Source organism: Alitibacter langaaensis DSM 22999 (assembly GCF_003096995.1).
Taxonomy (GTDB): Bacteria; Pseudomonadota; Gammaproteobacteria; order Enterobacterales; family Pasteurellaceae; genus Exercitatus; species Exercitatus langaaensis.
This window is the reverse complement of sequence record NZ_QENU01000013.1, coordinates 1-25,004: the sequence shown is the minus strand read 5'-3', so window position 1 is coordinate 25,004 and position 25,004 is coordinate 1. Positions and strand designations below refer to the sequence as shown.

Here is a 25,004-nt window from a genome sequence, read left to right as displayed (position 1 = left end):
GTGCTTTTTTATTTATAAGTAAAATTAAGCTATAATCGACCGCACTTTTAATCGAATAGAGAAATATTATGGCTCAAATTGCTGCAAACCCACTCGTTCTTGTGGACGGTTCATCCTATTTATATCGCGCTTTCCACGCTTTCCCGCCGTTGACAAATTCACAAGGTGAACCAACAGGGGCAATGTATGGCGTGCTGAATATGATAAAAAGTTTGATCTCGCAAGTTCAGCCAAGCCATATCGCCGTGGTATTTGACGCAAAAGGCAAAACCTTTCGTGATGAGCTATTTGAGCAATATAAATCCCACCGTCCGCCGATGCCCGATGATTTACGGCAGCAGATTGCGCCCTTACACAATATGATTCGCGCTTTAGGCATTCCCTTGTTATCCATTGAGGGGGTAGAGGCAGATGACGTGATTGGTACATTAGCGTTGCAAGCATCGGCGCAAGGCAAAAAAGTGCTGATTTCCACTGGCGATAAAGATATGGCACAGTTGGTCGATGATAACATTATGCTGATTAATACGATGAATAACAGCTTGCTAGATCGTGATGGCGTGATTGAAAAATATGGCATTCCGCCTGAATTGATCATTGATTATCTCGCCTTAATGGGCGACAGTGCGGACAATATTCCCGGCGTGGCAGGCGTTGGCGAGAAAACCTCCTTGGGCTTATTGCAAGGCATTGGCTCAATGACTGAGATCTACGAAAATTTGGAAAAAGTGGCGGATTTGCCGATTCGTGGTGCCAAAAAGTTGGGCGAAAAACTGTTGGCGGCGAAAGCGGATGCGGATTTATCTTATGTGCTGGCGACAATCAAAACGGATGTTGCCTTGGATGTGACGATTGATGAATTGACCATTGGCAACGCAAATAATGATGAACTCGCTACGCTGTTTGGGCGTTATGAATTTAAGCGTTGGCTAAACGAAGTGCTCGCTGGGAATAGTTCCGTCACCAATCCGATGGAACAAGCAGTTAAAGTGAATCATTATCAAGCGACCCCGTCTGTCCCGAAAACGGAAGGCGCGCCAAAAAACTTCCCGAAAATTGACCGCACTTTGTATGAAACAGTGACCACTCAGGCACAGCTTGACGCGTGGATTAAAAAAATTCAGCAGGCAAAATTGGTTGCGGTAGATACCGAAACCAATGCGCTAGATGCAATGCAAGCGGAACTTGTGGGAATTTCTTTTGGGCTAGAAAATGGCGAAGCTTGCTACATTCCATTGGCGCATCAACATCAAGTGGCGAATGAGAGTGGCGCGGCGCAAGCAGACTTATTTGCAGAACCCACTGCGAGTGCGGAACCCCATTGGGAATTGCTGCCCGAACAATTAGATAAAGCCCATTGCCTTGCGCAATTAAAGCCACTTTTAGAAGATCCTGCTATCCAAAAAATAGGGCAGAATTTCAAATATGATCAGCTGATTTTTGCCAATAACGGCATTTTTGTGCAGGGTTTAGCCTTTGACACAATGTTGGAAAGCTATGTGCTAAATAGCACGGGTCGCCATAATATGGATGATTTGTCGGCGCGTTATCTTGGGCATAAAACCATTGAATTTGAAGCATTGGCGGGTAAAGGTAAAAATCAGCTCACCTTTGACAAAATTGAATTGGCGAAAGCCGCTGAATATGCCGCAGAAGATGCGGACATCACAATGAAACTGCACCAAACCCTGTGGGCGGAATTAGCGCAGACGCCAGAATTGGTGACATTATTTAATGACATTGAGCTGCCACTAGTGAATGTATTAGCGCGCGTGGAACGCAATGGCGTGCTAATTAATGCTGAGGCATTGTTGCAACAATCGAAAGAAATTAGCGCCAGATTGACCGCACTTGAGCAACAAGCTTATGAATTAGCAGGAGAAAAATTCAATCTTGCGTCTCCAAAGCAGCTGCAAGAAATTCTGTTTAATAAATTAGCTTTGCCTGTGCTACAAAAAACACCAAAGGGCGATCCTTCCACGAAAGAAGAAGTGCTGGAAGAATTGGCTTTGGATCACGAATTGCCTAAATTGCTGGTGGAACATCGTGGTTTGTCGAAGCTCAAATCCACTTACACGGACAAATTGCCACAAATGATTAACCCCAAAACTGGGCGAGTGCATACCTCTTATCATCAGGCGGTTACCGCAACAGGGCGTTTATCTTCTAGCGATCCAAACCTGCAAAATATCCCGATTCGTAACGAAACAGGGCGCCGCATTCGTCAGGCATTTATCGCCCGCGAGGGTTACAGCATTATTGCCGCGGACTATTCACAAATTGAATTACGCATTATGGCGCATTTATCGGGCGATGAGGGGCTAACCACCGCCTTTGCGCAAGGCAAAGATATTCACCGAGCCACCGCGGCAGAGATTTTTGGCTTAGCCTTAGATGAAGTCAGCAGCGAACAACGCCGCAGTGCCAAAGCGATTAACTTTGGTTTGATTTATGGTATGTCGGCTTTTGGCTTGTCTCGCCAGCTTGGAATTTCTCGTGCCGATGCCACAAAATATATGAATCTTTATTTTGAACGTTATCCAAACGTACAACGCTTTATGCACGATATTCAAGAAAAAGCCAAAGCTCAAGGCTATGTAGAAACCTTATTCGGGCGCCGCTTGTATTTGCCAGAAATTAACTCCAGCAACGCAATGCGCCGCAAAGGGGCGGAGCGAGTGGCGATTAATGCGCCAATGCAAGGCACGGCTGCCGACATTATCAAATTAGCGATGATTGCCATTGATCAAGAAATCGCGGGTAACGATGAAATCTCCATGATTATGCAAGTGCACGATGAATTAGTGTTTGAAGTGCGGTCAGAAAAAGTGGAATTTTATCGCCAGCTGATTAAACAAAAAATGGAAAACGCCGCTCAACTTGCGGTTCCATTGATCGTTGATGTGGGCGTGGGCGAAAATTGGGACGAAGCTCATTGATTGTCTAAATGAACGAAAGGCTTGCGTTGGCAAGCCTTTTTTGTGTGATTGTTGTTTGGACTAGGTAAAATTCAGTTCTAACTCAATTTCAATCAGCGCTTTTTGTTCCATGCGTAATTCATTCAAAATCAACGGATTGTTGGCGAGATAATGATGCGTAAAGTTTAGCTGCCACAAAGTGCGGTCAGTTTTTAGCGAAATTTCAGCGCAAGTTTCTGTGGCTTGGCGCGGTTTATTGAGCAGCACTGCCAAACGCAACAAGCGGATCAGCGTGAGCACATCTTGTGGCGTGTAACGCGCAAATTGTCCAATTTCATCATTATGAAAGTGATGAATTTGATGGCGCACTAGCGTGGCGAGCAGACGTTGTTGCTCTTTGTCAAAACCCGGCAATTCCATATTCGATAGAATATAGGCGGAGTGTTTTTGTGAATTTTTGTGATTGATGACAATGCCCACTTCGTGCAATAACGCCGCCCAAAGCAAAATTTCTTGCATTTCTTCGGCAAATTCACTGGCTTGCCAATCTTGAAATTGTTGCGCCAAACGCACCGCACTTTTGCTCACACGTTCTGCTTGCGGACGATCAATATTAAACTGTTCGGCAAGCCCTTCAGCCGTGCGTTGACGAATATTGATCACTTGGAAATTTTTATCCAAATCATACATCACACCTTCACGCAAGGCTCCATCGGAATAACGCATTTGAGCAATATCAAAGGTATCAAATACCGCGCTCAGAATTGCTAGCCCAGGCACAAACACATCTGCGCGTTCATCGTTTAGCCCTGGAATTTTGAGTTCATCAAAATGGCTGAATTTCAACGTGCGTTCAATCAAAAAATCTAAGCGCCCCGCAGTAATGATACCGTCTGGATCTAAGGTGGCGGCGATCACTTGATGCACGGTTTTAATGGTGCCTGATGAACCCAAAACGTGTTGCCAGTTGAGAGATTTATAGGGTTCAGCCAAATCAGCAATGTGCGATAACGCAGTGCGGCGAGCTTGTTCAAAACGCTGCGGAGTAATTTCGCCATTCTCAAAAAAATGCTTGGCAAAACTCACACAGCCCATATTTCGACTGTTGGCAATCAGCGGTTCAAAATTGTCGCCGATGATCATTTCGGTGGAACCGCCGCCAATATCAATAACTAATTTTCGCCCGCTTTCAGGTTGAGTATGAGATACGCCTGCGTAGATCATTTTGGCTTCCGTTTCGCCCGCAATAATATTAATGGGGTAAGGGAAAACTCGCTGTGCTTGGCGCAAAAATTCATCATTATTGACCGCACTTCTTAGGGTGTAAGTTCCGACCACGCTCACATTTTCAGGGTTGAAACCTTGCAAGCGTTCACCAAATAAAGCCAGACAATTCACGCCACGAGTGATCGCTTCTTGGTCTAAGACATTATTTTCGTCTAAACCTTTGGCGAGTTGCACTTTTTGTTTTAGGCGCGAGAGAATTTGGATCGAACCGTTGACAATGCGCGCCACAATCATGTGAAAGCTGTTTGAACCAAGATCGATCGCAGCAATTTCACGCATATTCGGATTTTTTTCAAGCGAAAGTGCGGTCGCTTTTTTGATTAAATTTTCGTTATTCATAATAGTTAAAATTTAAAACTCAAATTGATAAATGAGATCAACTGTTTGATTTGTGCTAGAAATTGATTGTAAAAATAAACGCGGCAACAAGCGATAGCGCAGTGTGATCTCAGCTAAACCATCAAATAAACCAACACCGTATTTAATTTGGAGATCTTTGGTCAAATTGCCGCTGACCACCACTTTGGAACTGTCGCCAACGCCTGCAGTGCCGACATTGAGATCGGAAATACCAAAGACTTCGCCAATTTTCCCCACTGCTTTGCCGCTTTTGGCTAAGCCCATTCCGAGCAATGCCGCGCCAATCGAACCGCCCGAGCCCGCTTCGCCACTATTTTCAAGGGAGCGACCTGTTAACAGATAAGCCAAGGCTTGATCCTGTGGCATACTTGGCTCTGAGAATACCGTAACTTCAGGGGCATCTGCAATACCAATGACTTTCACGCCCGCAATAATGTTGCTATCTTCCATTGCTTCTGGATTACGGATGGCTTCAATATTGAGCATTGGGTTTGATGGCATACCCGAAAAGCTGATTTGCCCTTTGCGAATGAGTAAATCTTGCCCGAATGAAGCATAGCGCCCATGTTTTAAATCAATGCCGCCAAATAAGCCCAATTTCCCTTTTGCTTGTTTCACGAGCAATCGCCCTTCTAAATTGCTATTTAGCCCATAGGCATTGACGGTAACATCATCGCCAATGTGAATTTGTAGATCGGATCGAATCATTTGTCCGTCTTGTGTTTTCGTAGCTAAAGGCAGCAATGCCTGATCAGTTTTTTCATCTAAAATCACTTCATCGCTACTTGTGGTCACCGCACTTTCAGGCAAACTTTCTATGGCAATTCGCCCCCATGGAATATCAATTTCCCCAGTTAAATCTAAGACTGTTGGCGTGGCTTCCATTTTCACATCAGGGCTAACTTTGAGTTTCGCCATTGATGGGATATTGAGATAGAACTCATGGGCTTTGGCGTGTATTTGGGTGCGCCAATCATTGAGATCTTTCCAACTCGCGTTGCCGTCTAAATCTAAACGGCTTTCAGGCGTAGTAATATGCCCTCTTAGGGTAGAGCTGTTGCCATGAAATTGTAAGGCTAACTCACCGTCATTAATATCAAAAGGCATCGCGCCAATTACCGCTTTGGTGTGATTGATATTGAATGAACCGTTGATCAATAGCGCGTTTAAACTGCCTGCGAAATTGAGATTGGCATTCACATCTGCTGAAACTTTTTCTTTATTTGTTAGCAGTTGGTTTAGAACATTTAAATTTAATCCCGCAATTTTTAGTTTGCCGTCTAATTTACGCGCTTTCGCAAGATCGGTAATTTTTACATCCGCATTGATATTGCCTTGATCTTGGATACGAATATCCGTCTTCGCATTGAGATTATTATCTGCAATTTGTGCATTAAGGTTTAGGCTCGGCACGGCTAGTTTAAAGGTGCGATAATCTATTTTCTGCGCATAATTAATATTTTTGCCATTGACTTGTAGATCTAATTTTATGGGTTTATCCGTGTACCACGCGAACTTTCCTTGGCTTGTGAGCTGCCCTTTTAACAGCTCATTTTCCGCTAGCTTATTCACTAAATTGAGATCTAATTTTTTCAGATTAAACGGAATTTCACCACTCTTGCCCGCATTAAAGGCTTGTGGAAAACAAAGCTCAATATCTGGATTATTCCAACAATGGGCGGAAATATTGGCGTTCACTGCTTTGTTGTCATAACTCACGCTAAACTGATTATTTTTAATTTCGCCCACTGGTGATTTTATATTGGTTTGGCTGATTGTGCCGTTCCACACTTGCGAAGTGCGGTCAAAACTTCCCACTAAATCAAGATTGGCAGCCACAGGCTCACCCTGTGAGCGGAGCTGTAATTTATGGGCTTTTTCATCGCCATTGGCTGTTAAGCTGATAGATTTTAATTCCACATTGTCAGCATATTTGAAACCTTCCGCATTGATGTTCAAATTGCCTTGTATCAATGGCAGAGAATCAATTTTGCCTTTGGCGTTGATTTTGCTGAGTTTGAGATCTTGGAATTGGATATTTCCGCCATTGAGATCTAAATCAAGATGCGGCTCAGTGATTTTCCCTGTTAGTATGGCTTTGCCATTTAAAGATGCGGTTAAATCTGGTAATAAACCGCGTAAATTAGGGGCTTGGACATCAAGATGAAAATCTGATTTCTCACTTAATATACCTTGTGCGGTGATTTTATTTTCGCCATAAGTGAGCAATAAATTAGGCACATTCACCAGTTCTGTTCGGCTCGATGTGAACACACCTTTCAAGGTGAGTGGGTGTCGGCTTACCGAACCATTAATATCTAATTCAGGAACGTTAATCGACCAGCCGTCGTGATTGACCGCCCCCGTTGAAGCCAAATTGCCCGAGAGTACAGCAGGGAAATCTTTCACAAAAGCACCGAGATTAATTTTGTCTAATTTGACCGCACTTTGCCAGCTGATACCCTCTTTCCAATTGGCGTTGCCACTCACATCAGCTTTTCCGTCTAAGGCTTGAAGATGAAGTTTTTCAATATTGGCTTGGTAGAGTTTGCCCGCGGCGGAAAAATCTAGCTCGCTTTTCGGCACGCCCATTCCTTCAGCTTGGGCTTGTAAACTGGCATGATAATCTAATAAATCGCCCGTCACGTTCAAATTGAGATTTTTCACTTTAAGTGGATCATTGCCAGAAAAAGGATATTGTAACGCTTGGCTGGTTAGGCTGATTTGTAGGGGCGTTTTTTCTTTGTTGAGCTCCACTTGCCCTTTCAAATTCGCATTAATTCCCCCTTTGGTATTGAGTTCTAGCGCGGCAACATTTTTCAGTGAACCTGATAGAACCAAATCCGCTGTGGTACGTGGGAATAAGAGATCCTTATCTGATTTTATTGGCGCAATCTCCGTTTGAAGATGAATATTCAGCGGCATATCGCCATCAAGTTGCATTGTGCCATTGCCGTTCACATTGCCCAACGAACTGGTGATGGCCATCGTTTTCAATTCAGCATTATAGCCATTCACATGGGCTTGCAGTTGCGCCTCTGGGATCGTGATCTGTTGTGTGATTTTATTATCCACTTCCGATTGATAGCGCATTTCTTTGATTTGCAGATCTTCTATGTGCATATCAAATGGCAAGGTAATTTCCTTAAGATTGCCCAAAAGCGCAGGTGTTAAAGTTTGCTCAAGGGCATTCCAATCAATAGGTGTTACGGACTGCGCTTTCTCTGCTGCTTGTTTTTGCTGCTGTTCAAATTGCTCTTTGCTGAGTGCAGTTTCAACGCGGAAATGCTCAATTAGCGTAGGCGCTAATGTCAGCCCAGAATTATTGTTTAAACTGACCGCACTTTGCAATTTAGCGAGCGTCAATTGCTGCTGATCGGTTTGTACTTGCGTCTCTTCAACAGCGATATTTTTCACCTTAACAGAAATCGGCAAGCTTATGCGTTTCATCGGGCCACTTTCTTCTTTCTGCTCTTGTGAAGGGGGGAGCAAAGCGGTGTTTACCGCAACATAAGTGCGCTTAATGCTGGCATCTTCGATACAGATTTCACGGTGAAGTAAGCAGCCAAAATCCAATTGTAAGTGCGCATTCGCTACATTGACATCCACGCCATCGGTAACAAATTTCACGTCTTTTAGCGTTAAACCATTTTGTAATTTGCCACTCACTTCACCAATGCTCAAGCCGTCAACCATATCATCCACTAAACCTAGCGCCCATTTGGTGCCGCTTTCCGTGCTGATAATGCCTACTGTTCCAGCAAGTGTTGAGCCTAGAAATATGCCAATAACCGCTAAAGTGCGGCGAAAAATTTTCTTATTTTTTTTATTGTTGTTATTTTGAGTTGGCTTTGTCGCGGAGGAAACTTTGTCATTTTTGACCGCACTTTGTGTTTGGTTTGGATTATTCATTGTCATCGTTTTATCCTATAATTCCGCGCCTAAGCCAATATAAAATTGAATATTTTTGCTGTCATCTTTATCGCGCACAGGGGTGGCAATATCAAATTTAATTGCGCCCACAGGCGATGCCCAACGAACCCCCATACCAGCGCCATAACGTAATTCATCGGTTTTGTATTGATCGGCGGCAAGACCTGCATCAAAGAAACTTGCCCACCACCAGCCATCAACCACTTGATACTGATATTCCAAAGTCGCTGTGGCTAAACGTGAAGCGCCCAGCAGCTTGCCATTTTTATCTTTTGGCGAGATTTTTTTATAACCATAACCACGCACGCTGCGATCGCCGCCAGCAAAAAAGCGCAAGGCAGGGGGGATGCGATTAAATTCACTGGTATGCAAATAGCCCAATTCCGCTCGCGTTAAGAAACGGTGATTATGGGCAAATCGTTTGATCCAACCTGCGGTAGCACGAACACGATAGAAATTCACATCTGATGTCCAGATCTTATTCCCTAAATCGACGGTTAAGCTCAGCGTATCGGCGCGATCAGGAAATGAACCACCGCTTAAACGTGAACGACTGATGGTCGTGGTCGGGTAGAGCAACCACGTTTTCTCACTGGTATTTGCTTGGGTAAATTTGTCGTAACGTGCTCGCACACCCACAGAATATTGCCAACCAGTGGGATTATTCCAATAGCGCAATGCTGCTGCCGTTGCTGCCGTTGACTCGGTGTCAATATCAGTATTATTTTCTTTCTCAAAACCCACTGCGTATTCGTAATAATAATTCAACGGGTTTTCTAGTAGCGGCATTTTGTAGCTGGCTTCAAAGGTTTGTTTGGGCGAAGATATATACAAATTGGAATGCACGCTATGGCCGCGGCTATTAATCCATGGACGCGTCCAGCCAATTTTCGCATGTGGACCTAAATCCGTAGAATAGCCCACCCCAAGTTCCATACTGTGTTTCTTTTTGGGATACATGAGCACGTCCAAATCGACCAATTTGCTCTTTTCATGCAAGGTTGGTTTCACCATGACAGATTGAAACCAGCCAGAGGAGGAATAATCACTGGTCATGGTTGATATATCATTAATCAGATATTCATCGCCCGATTTGATTTTTAGGATATTACGCAAATAATCTTCGCGAATTTGAGCGTGCTTAAAGGAAATATTGCCATAGCGATAACGTTCGCCACTATTAAATACCATATACCACCAACCTTGATTCGTTGATGGCATCACTTGTAACTGATGGACAGGAAAGTCGGCATCAAAATAACCACGTTGCTGTGCAAGTTTTTCTAGCGAATTTTTATAATTATCGTAGGCTTCATGTTCTAAAATAGCGCCTTTTGGGGGCACTTTTTTATCAAGTTTCTGAAATTCGGGATCAGTCGTCGCTGCCCCCGTCAGTTTAATATCCGTGCCTTCGAGTTTAACAGGCTCTCCCACATCAACAGTGGCAACAAGAGTCGGCTTTGGGTGAGTTGGTTGCAGTTGATAAAACACGCGGCTATTGTAATAACCAAATGGGCGCAAGGCTTTATCGATATTTTCAGTTAATAAATGCTGATGATGTTCAGAACCGTCAAATTCATCCTTGTCTATCGTTTGTAAATAAATTTGGACGTTATTATTGAGTTTTTCTTGATGAATGCCTTGGATTTTCACATTCACTTTAGGGATCGCACCTGAAATTTCTTGCTCAGAATTGACCGCACTTTTAGTGTCATTTTCAGTCTGATCTGAAATTGTCTGTTCGCGGTTTTCTGCGATGCCTGTTTGTGCTTCTTGAGCAGCTATCGCAGAGCCAAATCCCAAAGCCCCAAATGCTAGCAAAATACCAGTGAGTCTGGTGGTTAATTTCATCTTTATTCTCAATAATAGCAAGTCAAAATTATACGTATTCTAACGGGTTTATTCTCTTTTTTCCACAGGCAGGAAATTGGTAACAATGTCGCTAAGATTGAAGTTTTGGGGTAGAAAACTGATGACAATAAAAAAGCACGTTAATTACGTGCTTTAGGAATTATTAGAAGCGTGGTTTACGTGCCTTTCTGCTCTAAATATAGCACTGTCGCGGCAACACGAGAGTGTACATTCAGTTTGCGCAATAAATTACGGATATGCACTTTTACGGTTTCTTCAGAAATAAAGAGTTTTGCCGCGATTTGTTTATTGGATAAGCCTGTGGCGATTTGTTGCAATACATCCATTTCGCGTTCGGTCAAGGAATCTAATGGGCCTTGGATAGAATGGCGTTCGATTAATAGATTTTTAATGCTGTCACTGAGAATAACTTCGCCATGGGCAATTTGTTTGATTTGATTGAGCAAGGTATCAGGCTCAGTATCTTTTAATAAATAGCCGTCAGCGCCTGCATCAATTAAAGAAAAAATGTCATTTTTCGCATCAGATACAGTTAAAATCACAATACGCGCGTCCACGCCTTCTGTGCGCAATGCTTTTAATGTGTCTAAACCCGATAAACCTTTCATATTGAGATCTAACACAATGAGATCAGGTTCTTTTTCTAGGGCAATCGCAATGCCGTCATTGCCGTTACCGACATCGCCGATGACTTCAAAATTTTCGTCTAATTCAACTAATTGTTTAATGCCGCGACGCATAAGCGGGTGGTCGTCAATCAACAATACTTTGGTTTTATCTGTCATATTAAGTTACCTATTTGGGTTAGGCTGGCTATTATAGACTAATCAAAGTTTAAATTCTAGGCGTTAGAGATAACGCTGGAAAGGGGTGATTTTGGTCTGATTATCAATTTGTTGTAGGCGATAAAATTGTGGGTAGTTGAAGTCACGCTGTACGATGCCATAGGGATTATTGCCATTTTTATCTGCCGTAGCATAGATGTGATTGATTTCACGAATTTTTTGTTCTTTTTCGCCATCACAATTGCGATAAACTTCAATACGATTTTGCTCATCTAAAATATAGACGTTAAACAAACCATCAACGGTATCTTCAAAGAAAAATTGCAAAAAACCTTCGCTGGCAAACGCATCTAGTTCTGCGGGGTATAATTCTTTATTGGCTTTGCGGATTTGTTTGATATTAGAACGCTTAAAGTGCGGTTCATTTTGCGCGAGTTTTTCGTGTAAATCATCGCCAAAGTCGCGATATTGAGGAATATTGCTTTGTTGAAACTCTTGCAAACTAATGCCGCGATCTTCAAAGAAAAATTGCCAGTTTTTCCCTGCCACACGCAATAAGTTGTGGATTTTTGACGGTGGCGTGTTGCCAGATTGAATGCTGATACATTTATTAATTAAGGTGGAAACGGCTTCTGCCAAGGTGCGGCGATAGTTTTCGCTATAACTAAATACATGTACAGAGCGTGGCGTGGTGGAGCCACGGTGGATTTTATTGGAAAGCACTTTTAAGGCTAATAAAATCGCGTTTGCTCCTTCAAAATGCAGGGTTCGTACCTCGTTCCATAAATTGCGATAAATTAAGTCGATACTGCCGACAAGGCTGCGTTCATCTGCACCAAAACTGAATAAATCGCTTTGTTTTACGTCATACCCAACGGGCGCTAAATTTTTGGTGGGATCCGAAATTAAATTCACTGCAACCAACAATTGACGAATTTCACAGGGGTGGTTCAGTTCTTCATTTGTTGGTGGTGGCACTTTTACTGGAAAGGTATTCGCCAGATCCGCGATAAATTCATTTAATACTGTTGCATCAACATTGTCACTATGGATATGCACCCGAGTTTTAGGGGTGAGCAAGGTATTGAAATATGCCCAAGCGACTAATTTGTGTAAATTGGGATTGTATTCAACATGGCGCGGTTGCAGAAAACAGCTCATATTGGGCGCTTGATTTAATAGATACCAACCTGCCTTGTGCGCTTGATTTAATAGATACCAACCTGCCTTGTGCGTTTTGGTTGTTTTCGGTATTTCAATAAAAGTTAAATCGCTTTCGGCTAAATCATTAGACAGCTGCGAATTAATCAGCATCACTTTGCCCGGCAATTCCTCGAATGCGGTGTAGATTTTACGGGTTAGCACGCTAATATCCTGCGGCATAATGCTCGCATTCACATTATTCTTCCGTGCGAAATGGATTAAATGGCGATAACTTAACATCAACATTTGTACCACCATATTGTAAGATTTTTTCACACGGCGGATTTTCCAGAAGGGGCGTTGTTTCAAATCATCAATGGTTTTTTGATCCCACCCCCATTGTTGAGTGAGTTCATTCAGCAAGTCAAAACGCCAGTTGCTACCCCGATAATACCAGAGATCTTCCGTGGCTTTCATATAGAAACAGCGGCGCACGAAATCAAGACGTTTGAAATCTTTATGATAAGTGAGATAGGCTGTAACGCGCTCAAGCATTTCTAAATAAGAATCGAAGTGATGATCTTCGGTATGATCCATTAATAAATGGAATTTAAAATCAGAAGAAATTAACCGCGTATTCGGATATTCCCAAGAATAGGCCTCTAATAATAGAATTTTAATCGTGGATTTATAGGGGGAATCAATTCCTTTATATAATTGCCATAAACTCGTGCCAAAATATTCATTGGCGGAAAATTTCCCCAAGCCACCAAAATCCACCCATTCTTGCGGATCGATCTCTTTATTTTTAATCAGTTTTTCTACTTCGTCTTCATAAGCGGTTTCATCTTCCACTAATAAATGAAGCCATAACAACGGTTTTCCCGCAAGGCGAATGACGGAACGATAAAACTCGTCAAGCAATAACATATATTGAGCTGAACCGCTATTTTCTTTGGTCATCGCTTCTGAATAACGAAAATCCCGAAAACGCATTTCATCCATAAGAAACAGGTTCATATCAATATCAAACTGCTTTGCCCATTTCTCAAGTGCGGTGACTTTTTGTTGTAATTTGTCTAATTCTGTGGGGCTCAGATCTTCACGGTGGCACACCCAAATATCTAAATCGGAAGAGGTTGTTTGCGAAATAGAGGCAATACTGCCCATCACATAAACGCCATTAATGGCTAAAAAAGTGCGGTCAATATTGGGAATAATTTGGTAAATCGGCGTATTAGGAAAGAGATTATGAAGATATTTACGTTGATAGTCGTTTAATTTGAAATCAAAGATGCCGAAAGGTGCATCATGGATGAACCCTGGTAGATTTGGGTGATTGCTGTGTAACAACAATGAAATGAGTTGAAAAACATGCCGAAATTCTTCTGTCGCGCCTGATAGCGCACGCACCGTGCGATAACGCTCAAGATCTGCAACTTGTTTCCGTGCAAATTCGATATCGTACTTCAAAGGACTACCCGATAGAATAAATCACGCTCGTTAATCTAGCATTTTGTGTTAGGGAAAGCAATTGACAGAAATCAAGGAAAGTACAGTTAAATTTTGCCGGTTTTTCTAAAAATTATGATAGGATAGACACATTTATCAATAGTTAGATCAATCATTTATATGCAAAATATGCTCAGAATCGCCACTCGTCAAAGTCCATTGGCATTGTGGCAAGCGAATTTCGTGAAAGACCGTTTAACAGAACTTTATCCCGATTTAACCATTGAACTGGTGACAATGGTGACCAAAGGGGATGTGATTTTAGATACCCCGCTGGCGAAAATTGGTGGCAAAGGTTTATTTGTAAAAGAACTTGAAAATGCGTTATTAAACGGCTCGGCGGATATTGCGGTGCATTCGATGAAAGATGTGCCGATGCAATTTCCTGAAGGCTTAGGTTTAAGCGTGATTTGTCAGCGCGAAGATCCTCGTGATGCCTTTGTGTCTAATAAATTTTCAACTTTAGATGAATTGCCACAGGGCGCGATTGTGGGAACGTCAAGTTTGCGCCGCCAATGTCAATTAAAAAAATTGCGTCCTGATTTACAAATTCAGTCTTTGCGTGGCAACGTGGGAACGCGTTTGAGTAAGCTAGATAATGGCGATTATGATGCGATTATCCTTGCTTCCGCAGGCTTAATTCGTTTGGGATTAAAGGAACGCATCGCTTCGTTTATTGACACCGATATTTCGCTGCCTGCGGCTGGGCAAGGCGCGGTTGGCATTGAATGCCGTGTGGATGATCAGCGTGTGCAACAATTGCTTGCCCCTTTAGCGGATGCGGAAACCACCGCTTGCGTATTGGCAGAACGCGCAATGAATAACCATTTGCAAGGCGGCTGCCAAGTGCCTATTGGTGGTTTTGCTGTGTTGCATAACGATGAATTACATTTGCGCGCTTTGGTGGGCGCAGTGGACGGCTCTCAGATTATCCGCGCGGAAGGCAAAAGTGCGGTCAAAAATGCCGAAGTTTTAGGCGTGCAAATTGCCAAACAGCTGTTGGCACAAGGCGCAGATAAAATTCTGGCAGACGTGTATAAAGATTAAATGACAATGAATAGGTAGCCTATGGCGGTATTAGTGACACGCCCTGATGAACGTGGGGCGCAGCTAGTCGAAATGTTAAATAAATCCGGCATCGCCGCAATTCATTTGCCCTTATTCTCTATTTCTGCAGGGCGTGAACTAAATGAATTGCCCAATAAAATTAATCAGCTAAATGCGGGCGATATTATTTTTGTTGTGTCTAAAAATGCGGTCAAATTCGCCGCAGAAACATTGAAAAGTATCGGTTTTCATTGGCGTAATGATGTACAATATATCGCAGTTGGGCAAAGCACGGCGTGCTGCTTGTCTTCACTGTCAGAGCAAACGGTAATTTATCCCTTTGCGCAAGAAAATAGCGAAGGGGTGCTAAATTTACCCCAAATGCAACAGTTGCATGAAAAGACGGTGTTAATTTTACGCGGAAATGGTGGGCGTGAATTGTTAGCCGAGCAAGCAAAGGCGCGTGGTGCAAAAGTAGATGTGTTAGAATGCTATCAACGCATTCCTGTGGCATACGATGATAATATTGCGCAAGTGGATTTATGCAAACGATCTGGTGTCGAAAGTTTAATTGTTACCAGTTTAGCCATTTTGCAGGCTTTAATTGAATTTGTGCCGCCAGAAGAACAGAACTGGCTAAAAGCTTGTCGGTTAGTCACGGTGAGTCGCCGCATTGCAAATTTTGCGATAAAGTGCGGTTGGAAAAGCGAAAATATTTTAATTTCAGCAAGGGCAGATAATGCGAGCTTGGTGGAAACCTTAGTCACAACGAGAACATCACTCGATTAAGAAGGGCAAGACAATGAGTAATAAAAAGGATCTTCAAACTGACGCAGTGGAAACTGAAATCAGTGCTGAAACAACAGATAATGGCGCGAAGCAAAATGCTGATAGCCAGAAGACAGATAAGCAAGCGGAAATTGCGCAAGAAAAATCTGTGGATAAAACCGAAACTGTGGTTGTGAAAAAAGGCGGTTCTGGTCTCGCATTTTTATCGTTGTTAGTGGCATTGGGCGTTGGCGGTGCAGGTTATTATTTTGGTCAGCAAGAAGTCGAAAGAATTAATCAAAAATTCACCGCACTTGAAAGCCATATGGGGCATACCATTTCTGAAAAATCAGAGATGGCATCTCAAAACAGCGCAGAAATGCCAAATGTTGAAAAAGAATTAAGCCAATTGTCTGATATGGCGGCAAATTTGAAATCAACAGAAGACAAAGTTTCTGCCTTGGAAATTTCACTTTCTGATAAAGAAAAAGCGTTGGCGGCATTACGAGATGACGTCGCTAAACTTGGAAATAATGCAACTGCGCAGCCAAATGATTGGCTTTTATCGGAAGCGGATTTCTTGTTGACAAATGCGTTGCGAAAATTAGTGTTAGACAATGATGTGGATACCAGTATTTCATTGCTTAAAATTTCTGATGAAGTGCTAGCGAAAGTGTCAGATCCTGCGGCGAAAACGGTGCGTGTGGCGATTAATAACGATCTCAAACAATTATTATCGCTAAACCGTGTTGACCAAAATACATTAATGCAAACATTATCGCAGCTTGCCAATAGTGTCGATGAATTGGTGGTGATGAATGTGAATTTTGGTGATGAACCCGCCGCAAATAATGACAAAGTGTCTGATGATGTGATGGATTGGAAAGCGAATTTAGAAAAAACGGCAAGATCGTTTATGAATCACTTTATTCGCATTACGCCGCGTACAGATAGCGCTTCCCAAGCATTGTTAGCGCCGAATCAAGATATTTATTTGCGCGAAAATATTCGTTTACGTTTACAGATTGCGATTTTAGCGGTGCCACGCCAACAAAATGAGCTTTACAAACAATCGCTTGAAACCGTAGCGGCTTGGATTCGTAGCTATTTTGACACGAATACTGAAGTGGCAGCGAATTTCTTAAAATCGCTAGATGAATTGGCGGATCAATCTATTTATGTTGATGTGCCAAATCAACTTTCAAGTTTAATTGCTTTAGATAAAGTGCTTAATAAACAGCCACAAGAAGTTCAAAAAGTGGAAATTTCTGCAGATAAAGCATTAACAGAAGCAAACCAAGCAGCAGCGCAAGAAATTAAGGCTGAGGACAAAGCGGCAGAGAATAAATCTGATGACAAAGCAGCAGAGAAGAAATCTGATGACGCTGAACCCGCAGCCACGGCACCAGCTGATGAATCTCAAAAAGCAGAACAACAATAAGGACGCCAATTATGTTTAGATCTTTATTTTTGATGGTTGTATTGCTTGCGGGATTGATAGCAGGCCCTTATCTTGCAGGCAAACAAGGCTATGTGTTAATTCAAACTGAAAACAATAACTACGAATTGTCAGTGGTCTTATTAGTGGTGATTTTCGTTATTGGCATGGCAATTGTTTATAGCATTGAATGGTTGTTGAGACGTTTCTGCCGATTAAGCAACAGCACCTATGGTTGGTTTAGTCGCCGCAAACGTGTGAAAGCGCAAAAACAAACCCTTGAAGGGTTAATGCGTATGAACGAAGGCGATTATTCTAAAGCGGAAAAATTAATTGGTAAAAACGCCAAATATTCTGATAAGCCAATTCTGAATTTCATTAAAGCGGCAGAAGCTGCGCAGCAACGCGGCGATGAATTTGCGGCGAATAAATATTTGATGGACGCAACGGAATTAGCGGGATCTGATAATTTGGTGGTGGAGCTTGCTCGTACACGTATTTTATTGCAACAAAATAAATTACCTGCTGCGCGCAGTTCGGTTGATAGTTTATTGGAATTAGCGCCGAAGAATCCTGAAGTCTTGAAATTAGCCGTAGAAATCTATCGCAAATCAAAAGCATATAGCGCGCTAGATGATATTTTAGAATCGGTGGACGGATTATATACCGAGGCGGAGTTTACCAGCCTAACACATGAAGTGAAAGACGGTTTACTTGATGAAAAAATGAATGAAGAGGGCGCTGATGGTTTATTGGCGTGGTGGGATGACCAGCCGCGTAAACGCCGTAATGACAACTATGTGCGTATCGGTTTAATTCAGCGTTTGATTGATTGCAATGATCATGAAAGTGCCTATGAGCTTGTATTGGACACCTTCAAAAAAGTTGAAGGGGACAAAGCGCTCAGCAGCGCTTTATACGGTCAAATTACACGTTTGCAGCCAATGGATAGCCATAAATTAGTGAAATTATTGGAAAAACGTGCAAGCCAATCACCAGAAGAGGCCGAAGGCTGTATTCATCGAGCGTTAGGTTATCTCTATGTTCGCGCTGATGATTTTAACAAAGCAAGTGATGCATTCAAGAAAGTCTTAGCCCATAAAGATAAAATGAAACAATATGATGCAACAATGGCAGCCTATGTTTTTGAGCAGATTGGCGATGTTGTTGCGGCGAAAGCAATCCGTGAAGATATCTTAAAATCTGCTATGGCGATCACGGAAAATGAAAAAATAGCAGAAAATTGACCGCACTTTAGTGATCAAATACTGTAATTTAAAACGGTTCCAAAATATTTTTGGCACCGTTTTTTTATGTCTATATAAAAAGAGGATATTTACATAGAGATAAATTATATAAAATTTAATAATTTCTTTGTTTTGTTAAATTTAATTTAATGTTATTTAAGTTTATCAAAATATTTGCTAAAAATAGTTGCTATTCTTTTATGTTTTGTTGCATATTGTAATCAAGCCGAACGCAGTAGAGTTTGGTAATAATTATAAAATTGTAAACATCAACATAAAGAGGAATGCGCCATGTCTCAAGTAGCATCATTAGAAGAGTTCTTAGCATCTGTTGCAAAACGTGATGGTAACCAACCTGAATTTTTACAAGCTGTTCGTGAAGTATTTACTTCAATCTGGCCGTTTTTGGAAGCGAACCCACAATATCGTTCACAAGCGTTATTAGAGCGTTTAGTTGAGCCAGAACGTGCAATCCAATTCCGTGTGGCTTGGACTGATGATAAAGGTCAAACACAAGTAAACCGTGCATTCCGTGTGCAATTCAGTAGTGCAATCGGCCCTTACAAAGGTGGTATGCGTTTCCACCCATCAGTAAACCTTTCAATTTTAAAATTCTTAGGGTTTGAACAAATCTTCAAAAACTCATTAACAACATTACCTATGGGTGGTGGTAAAGGTGGTTCAGACTTCGACCCTAAAGGCAAATCAGACGGCGAAGTTATGCGTTTTTGCCAAGCGTTAATCGCTGAATTATACCGCCACGTTGGTCCAGACACAGACGTGCCAGCTGGTGATATCGGTGTAGGTGGTCGCGAAGTTGGCTATCTTGCAGGTTACATGAAAAAATTATCTAACCAAGCAGCGTGTGTGTTCACTGGTCGTGGCTTATCATTCGGTGGTAGCTTAATTCGCCCAGAAGCAACAGGTTATGGCTTAGTTTACTTTGCACAAGCAATGTTAGCGGAAAAAGGACAATCATTCCAAGGCAAAACTGTGTCTGTATCAGGTTCAGGAAACGTTGCGCAATATGCAATTGAAAAAGCATTACAACTAGGTGCAAAAGTTGTGACTTGTTCAGACTCTGCGGGCTATGTTTACGACCCAGAAGGTTTCACAACTGAAAAATTAGCGGCATTATTAGAAATTAAAAATGTGAAACGTGGCCGTGTGAAAGACTATGCAGAACAATTCGGTTTACAATATGTTGCGGGTGAACGCCCTTGGGGTGTGAAAGTGGATATCGCACTTCCATGCGCAACTCAAAATGAACTTGAATTAGCGGATGCAGAAAAATTAATCGCAAATGGCGTACAATTAGTGGCTGAAGGCGCGAATATGCCAACCACAATTGAAGCAACAGATGCATTCTTAGCGGCAGACGTGTTGTTTGGACCGGGTAAAGCAGCTAACGCAGGTGGCGTGGCAACGTCTGGTTTAGAAATGGCACAAGGTTCACAACGTGAATACTGGACTGCAGAAGTCGTTGACCAAAAATTACACAACATTATGTTAGACATTCACGCTAACTGTAAAAAATATGGTCAACAACCAGGCAAAGCGAATATCAACTATGTCGTTGGTGCGAACGTGGCAGGCTTTGTAAAAGTGGCTGATGCTATGCTTGCACAAGGTGTTTACTAATCTTTGAATTAGAAAACAAGATAAAATTTAACCGCACTTTGTTGTTCTTTTGAAAAGAATCGCAAAGTGCGGTTTTTTTGAGTAAATTTTTTATTAAATAATTCTTGAGAATTGCTGTCTTCTTGCCGCTTGACGGGAATAAGTATCAAAGCAAAGGCAAATATTGCGGATCAATAATCGCCCTGATGAAGAAACCACAATGCCTTGTTCGTGAATTGTGACCAAGCCATCTTCCGTTAGCGGTTTGAGCAGTGCTAAGTCTTCTGCGAAGTGAGTGCGGAAATCAATGTGATATTGCTGTTCGATTGGCGCAAAATCTAATTTGAAATTACAAATTAAGGCTTTGATAACATCGCGGCGCAAACAATCTTCTTCGCTTAATGCTAAGCCTTTATGCAAGGCAATGCCTGTTGCATCCACATCAGCATAATAATGTTTTAATTCTTTTTGATTTTGTGCATAGGTATCGCCCAATAAACTGATCGCAGACACGCCAAGCCCCAATAAATCACATTCTTCCTGTGTTGTGTAGCCTTGGAAATTACGGTGCAATACCCCGTTATCTTGCGCGATGGCAAGCTCGTCATCAGGTTTGGCAAAGTGATCCATACCAATAAATTTATAACCTGCGTTACCCAAGGTTTCGATTGTTTTTTCTAAAATTGTCAGCTTAATTTGCGGCGCGGGCAACTGTTCATTTTTAATTTTAGCTTGTCCCGCAAAACGGCTTGGTAAATGGGCGTAGTTAAATACACTGAGTCGGTCTGGATTGAGTTCAATCACTTTTTGCAAAGTAAACATAAAACTTTCCACGGTTTGCAATGGCAAGCCATAGATCAGATCCAAATTGGTCGATTGAAAACCTAGCTCGCGCGCACGTTCTAATAATTGATGAATAAAATGTTCATCTTGCTCGCGATTCACCGCTTTTTGTACTTCTTTATTAAAGTCCTGCACGCCCATACTAATACGGTTGAAACCGATTTTTTTGAGATGATTGAGCATTGAAAGCTCAATTTCGCGGGGATCCATTTCAATCGAAATTTCAGCATTTTCAGCAATGTTGAAATGCGTTGTGAGCATTTTCATTAAACGCGCCGATTGCTGTTCTGATAAATAAGTTGGCGTGCCGCCGCCCCAGTGAATTTGGGTAGCGACACGATTTTTAAATAATGGTGCGCGCGTGGCGATCTCTTTCTCTAAAAAATCGAGATAAATATCTGCTTTGTGCTGGTGGCGAGTAATCACTTTATTACAGCCGCAGAAATAGCATAATTTATGGCAAAAAGGAATATGCACATAAAGCGACAGCGGGCGATCAGGATAACGTTCTGCCGCCGCTTTGAAATCCTCATTAGTGTAATTTTCATGAAATTCTAATGCGGTAGGATAGGAGGTGTAACGTGGTCCTGATTGATTGTATTTTTGGATAAGATCGAGATCGAAAGTAATATTGTTCATGAGTTTTTGGTTATCGCTAAGAGTAAGGAGCGTATCGGCTCGCCAAAAGTGCGGTCAAAATTTAGCATATTTTTATATCTTCTAACAGCAACAAGGTTTCTGCTTTGATTTGATCTTCGAGTTCAACCTCTTTGCTTTCACGCTCAAGATCGAGTTTCATACGCACATTTTTCTTCAAATTTTTGCGTTCATCATGGGTCGGCATTTCTTTGATCACATCATATAATGCCCACATCGCAGGATAATCATTTAAACGTTTTTGCCCCAACGGTTCAAGCAACATTCGAAGACGCAACACGCCTTCGGAATGGTTACATTCGCCGCAGTGCATCGCACGCGCAATAATCTCAATGCTTTCTTTCAGGCGAATAATTCGCGCTTGTTTGGCTTGCTCGAATAACTGCTTTTGCTTGCGTAATTGGGCGAGCAGATAGATGGTGTATATGCCCATAGCAACTAAAATTAGCGCGGCGATAACAAGTAAAATGGTAGTCCACATAAACGCTTATCTAAATTGGTTAATATCAATTTTCTCGAAGGTATTGAGTAAATCATCTTCGCCCTCTTCATCTTCAATGCCTAATTCATCCATTAATTCGGCGATACGATCTAAACATTCATCGACAAATTTTTGATCGTCCGCACTAATGGCTTTCCCTGCATCAAGTTGATCGAGCAAATCATTTAAACATTCGTTATTTTCAAGTTGCTCCAGTTCTAATTCTGGTGAAAGTGCGGTCGGTTTTTGCTCAATTTTAACTGGCGGAATTTGCTGACCTTTCTCTGGCTTATTCACGAACTCTACCACCAATGGCACTTTCTTACGGCTGCCAATGCGCGGATCTTTTTTCTCTGCCGCTGTCTGCTTATGATTAGCTTCCGCAGCACTATGGCGAGAACCTGAATCCAAGCCCTTATGTTTACGCTTACGTTTTTCTTCACGCGCTTTGGCGTCTAATTCATAACGCGTTAATTTCTTACCCGAAAGCGGTTTGCCCTCAGGTTTTTTATCGGTTTTGCGCACAGGCATAGTGTCGGTAATACGACGGGATTTTTTTTGTCTAGACATAATAAAATGGGGTTTTAGCTAAAATTGACTGAATTGTAACATAAAAGCCCTTGGATTTATGAAATTTTCAGCATGGGTGAATAATTGTTACACTTAAATTTAATCTCGATCTTTCGATATCTTTAACCTTAGAACAAGGCGAAGAGCATTAGAAGGGGGGCGCTCAGTTTTCTTATTATGTAATGGAATAGGATGAAAATATAACAGAAACACGGGGAAATATTGCTTAATGGCAATATGATAGAAAAATTTTTGAAAAAATGACCGCACTTTTTGCTAATTAATGACTCACTTTAATAAATTATTCGCGAATATTCATTAAGAATACCCACTGCGATAATGGATTTGTCAATGGGGCTATTTAGCAGGGCAGCTTTCACCGCCCATAGTTATTTATTTTATGTTTAATACATTTAGAACTGATATTTTACATTGGCAAAATACACGCGTCCTTCTTCTGCATAACCTTCAGCAAGGTAATAGTTTTTATCAAAAATGTTGGATACACCTGCATCAACGGTGAAATTGTCAGTGAACGCATAAGTCAGTTTCGCATCAGTCGTGCTAAATCCTGATAATTTTTCATATTTGCTATCTACTTGACTATAACGCCCTGATTCTGCACTTTGGCTCACATAAACGGAAAGGTTTGGCGTAGCTTTCCAATCGGCATAAGCAAAGAGTTTGTGGCGGGGTAAATCCGTGATCACAATGTCACGATGACTATTTTTCGCACGAATATAGCTATAATTTGCGCCTAATGTTAGTTTATCGTTCACGAATGCGGTGATACTGAGTTCTGCACCTTTGTGCGTTGCTTTGCCAACATTTTGATTTTGCTCGGTATTGCCGCCAATATTCACTGCTTCAATAGCATCTTTTATGCGGCTATAAAATACAGCCCCTTCAACGCTTATTTTATCGGCGAAAGAGCGGTAGTAACTCAATTCAAAATGATCCGCAATTTCAGGGTTTAGGAATGGATTCGGCGCTTTAGGGTTTCTTCCTAAACCGCGAGAATAGCGTTCTTTCATTGTTGGCAGATGTGTTTTATGGGCATAACTGAAACCTAATTCATCGTTTTGACTAAAATTATGCGCTAATTTCGCTTGATAATTTAACGCATGTTGCGAACCCGTTTCAAAATGATAAATGCCTTTCAATGGGCTACTTGCACTCAATCGTTGATAGTTTTGTGCTTGTACTGCATCTTTGTAGTCATAACTTAGCCCTGTTGTCAAACGCGTTTTTTCGCTGAAACGATAAGTGTCTTCTAAGCCCACGCTGTAAGTACGATCTTCATTACGAGCAACAGGTTCGCCGTCATTATGCTCACGGTGCACATCAAATTTATATAATGCCGAAAGTTTTAACTCGTTATTTTTGTGAGTTTTCGCACCAAATTCTAAACCTGCGCCATAGGAGTAATCCCGATAATGGCTATTAAATGAGCTGCCTTTCTTTTGTGTTTTGAAAGTCGGATCGTCAAATGCGGAGAGATCATTTTTAAACGTATCGTGAAATAATTTGCCATTTAGATAATATTTGCCTTGTGCAAATTCGGTATGAGAAAGGAAGTAAAGGCTTTCCTTATCCCAAGCTGGCCAGCGCCATGCTCGAGGCGTTCCCTTGCCTGTATAAAGCGGTTGTTGTTTTTCACCTTTTTGTGTGGTGTAGGAAAGGGTATATTCATCGCTTTCATTTGGGGTATAACCTAATCGTACGCTTAATTTGCGGTCACGACTTGTAGAATTTTCTGCACGTCCACCATCTTCATAAGTCGTTGGTTTAAAATGATGGGAAAGTTGCATACCTTGACGTTCTACAAAGCTACCGCTGATTTGAGCATAGAATTTTTCTTGCTTTGCACCTAAGCTGAAATAAGGTTGATTGGTCGCAGTATGCGCATTTTTACCAGATTGATAACCATAGCCGATCACTCCCTCTAGTGGCTGGCTTGGCTTGCGGCTGACTAAATTAATCGCACCACCCATAGTATTGGCGCCATATAAGACTGAACTTGCCCCTTTGGAAATATCCACTTTCGCAAGGTCAAAAGTAGTAAAACGCCCCAAATCCATCGTGCCATCATAAGGCACATAAACAGGGATGCCGTCAATAAATACTGGCACTCGACGAGCATCAAACCCCCGCACCATCACATTTTGTTCTCCTCTTGCACCGCCACGATGAAAAGAAACACCAGGTAAGATTTTGGCGACTTGTGCGACATTTGTAATTTGATTTTTGCGGAGTTCTGCCTGATCAGCTGTTGCAGTGCTAATATCCGTTTGGTTTGCCACCACTTCAATCTCGCCAAGTTGGAAAACTTCGGCATAACTTGGCGTGCAAGCGAGCGCTATTGCCGTACATAATAATGTTTGGGGCTGACGTAGATTAGGTACTATGCTAATCTACAAAAATGAAGATAACTCATTGTAAACTAAAGAAATCTATACAGAGAAAATTACTTGAATTTTTTGTGCTAGAAGTCACGGCTCGCTCAGCTGCAGATTTACTTGG

The 25,004-nt window shown here is 41.9% G+C and carries 15 protein-coding genes and 1 pseudogene; 7 read left to right on the top strand and 9 right to left on the bottom strand.

From position 1 onward, the window contains the following. Positions 1-68 precede the first annotated feature (68 nt). Positions 69-2,939 (top strand): DNA polymerase I, encoded by a 2,871-nt coding sequence (gene polA, locus C8D76_RS07955; RefSeq protein WP_116632254.1) that lies wholly within the window; start codon positions 69-71, stop codon positions 2,937-2,939. A gap of 60 nt (positions 2,940-2,999) precedes the next feature. On the opposite strand, the gene ppx is transcribed toward polA, so the two are convergent. The 5 genes from ppx to C8D76_RS07930 all read right to left on the bottom strand — a co-directional run bounded on the left by ppx (position 3,000) and on the right by C8D76_RS07930 (position 13,771). Next, positions 3,000-4,544 (bottom strand): exopolyphosphatase, encoded by a 1,545-nt coding sequence (gene ppx, locus C8D76_RS07950; protein WP_116632253.1) that lies wholly within the window; start codon positions 4,542-4,544, stop codon positions 3,000-3,002. Positions 4,545-4,556: 12 nt separating this feature from the next. Further along, positions 4,557-8,483, bottom strand: a complete 3,927-nt coding sequence (gene tamB / locus C8D76_RS07945; RefSeq protein ID WP_243405832.1) for an autotransporter assembly complex protein TamB — start codon at positions 8,481-8,483, stop codon at positions 4,557-4,559. A 9-nt stretch (positions 8,484-8,492) separates the two neighbouring features. Next, positions 8,493-10,349: an autotransporter assembly complex protein TamA gene (gene tamA, locus C8D76_RS07940; protein ID WP_116632252.1), complete on the bottom strand. Its 1,857-nt coding sequence runs from the start codon at positions 10,347-10,349 to the stop codon at positions 8,493-8,495. Positions 10,350-10,525: 176 nt separating this feature from the next. Continuing rightward, positions 10,526-11,155, bottom strand: a complete 630-nt coding sequence (locus C8D76_RS07935) for a response regulator (RefSeq protein ID WP_116632251.1) — start codon at positions 11,153-11,155, stop codon at positions 10,526-10,528. Between the two features lie 63 nt (positions 11,156-11,218). Next, the gene (locus C8D76_RS07930; RefSeq protein WP_116632250.1) at positions 11,219-13,771 is read right to left on the bottom strand and encodes a class I adenylate cyclase; all 2,553 of its coding nucleotides are present in this window, start codon (positions 13,769-13,771) and stop codon (positions 11,219-11,221) included. Between the two features lie 159 nt (positions 13,772-13,930). Between C8D76_RS07930 and hemC the strand changes: the two genes are divergently transcribed. The 5 genes from hemC (at position 13,931) to gdhA (ending at position 19,951) form a co-directional block, all read left to right on the top strand. Then, on the top strand, positions 13,931-14,857 hold the full coding sequence (hemC, locus tag C8D76_RS07925; RefSeq protein ID WP_116632249.1) for a hydroxymethylbilane synthase: 927 nt from the start codon (positions 13,931-13,933) through the stop codon (positions 14,855-14,857). Positions 14,858-14,878: 21 nt separating this feature from the next. Further along, positions 14,879-15,646, top strand: coding sequence for a uroporphyrinogen-III synthase (locus tag C8D76_RS07920; protein ID WP_116632248.1), 768 nt, complete (start codon positions 14,879-14,881; stop codon positions 15,644-15,646). 13 nt (positions 15,647-15,659) lie between these two features. After that, on the top strand, positions 15,660-17,066 hold the full coding sequence (locus C8D76_RS07915) for a uroporphyrinogen-III C-methyltransferase (RefSeq protein WP_116632247.1): 1,407 nt from the start codon (positions 15,660-15,662) through the stop codon (positions 17,064-17,066). Positions 17,067-17,077: 11 nt separating this feature from the next. Further along, a complete protein-coding gene (locus C8D76_RS07910; protein WP_116632246.1) occupies positions 17,078-18,310 on the top strand; it encodes a heme biosynthesis protein HemY in 1,233 nt (410 codons plus the stop codon). A gap of 291 nt (positions 18,311-18,601) precedes the next feature. Next, the gene (gdhA, locus tag C8D76_RS07905; protein ID WP_116632245.1) at positions 18,602-19,951 is read left to right on the top strand and encodes an NADP-specific glutamate dehydrogenase; all 1,350 of its coding nucleotides are present in this window, start codon (positions 18,602-18,604) and stop codon (positions 19,949-19,951) included. A 93-nt stretch (positions 19,952-20,044) separates the two neighbouring features. On the opposite strand, the gene hemN is transcribed toward gdhA, so the two are convergent. The 4 genes from hemN to C8D76_RS07885 all read right to left on the bottom strand — a co-directional run bounded on the left by hemN (position 20,045) and on the right by C8D76_RS07885 (position 24,889). After that, entirely contained in the window at positions 20,045-21,412 is a 1,368-nt protein-coding gene (hemN, locus tag C8D76_RS07900; protein ID WP_116632244.1) for an oxygen-independent coproporphyrinogen III oxidase, read from the bottom strand. Between the two features lie 61 nt (positions 21,413-21,473). Next, entirely contained in the window at positions 21,474-21,911 is a 438-nt protein-coding gene (locus C8D76_RS07895; protein WP_116632243.1) for a DUF2489 domain-containing protein, read from the bottom strand. Positions 21,912-21,917: 6 nt separating this feature from the next. Further along, positions 21,918-22,481 carry a Der GTPase-activating protein YihI gene (gene yihI, locus C8D76_RS07890; RefSeq protein ID WP_116632242.1) on the bottom strand — a complete coding sequence of 188 codons (564 nt, stop codon included), beginning with the start codon at positions 22,479-22,481 and terminating at the stop codon, positions 21,918-21,920. Positions 22,482-22,894: 413 nt separating this feature from the next. After that, positions 22,895-24,889, bottom strand: coding sequence for a TonB-dependent receptor plug domain-containing protein (locus C8D76_RS07885; protein ID WP_116632241.1), 1,995 nt, complete (start codon positions 24,887-24,889; stop codon positions 22,895-22,897). Between the two features lie 14 nt (positions 24,890-24,903). On the opposite strand from C8D76_RS07885, the pseudogene C8D76_RS07880 reads away from it, so the two are divergent. Then, positions 24,904-25,004, top strand: a pseudogene (locus tag C8D76_RS07880) (IS1595 family transposase); the annotation flags it as partial.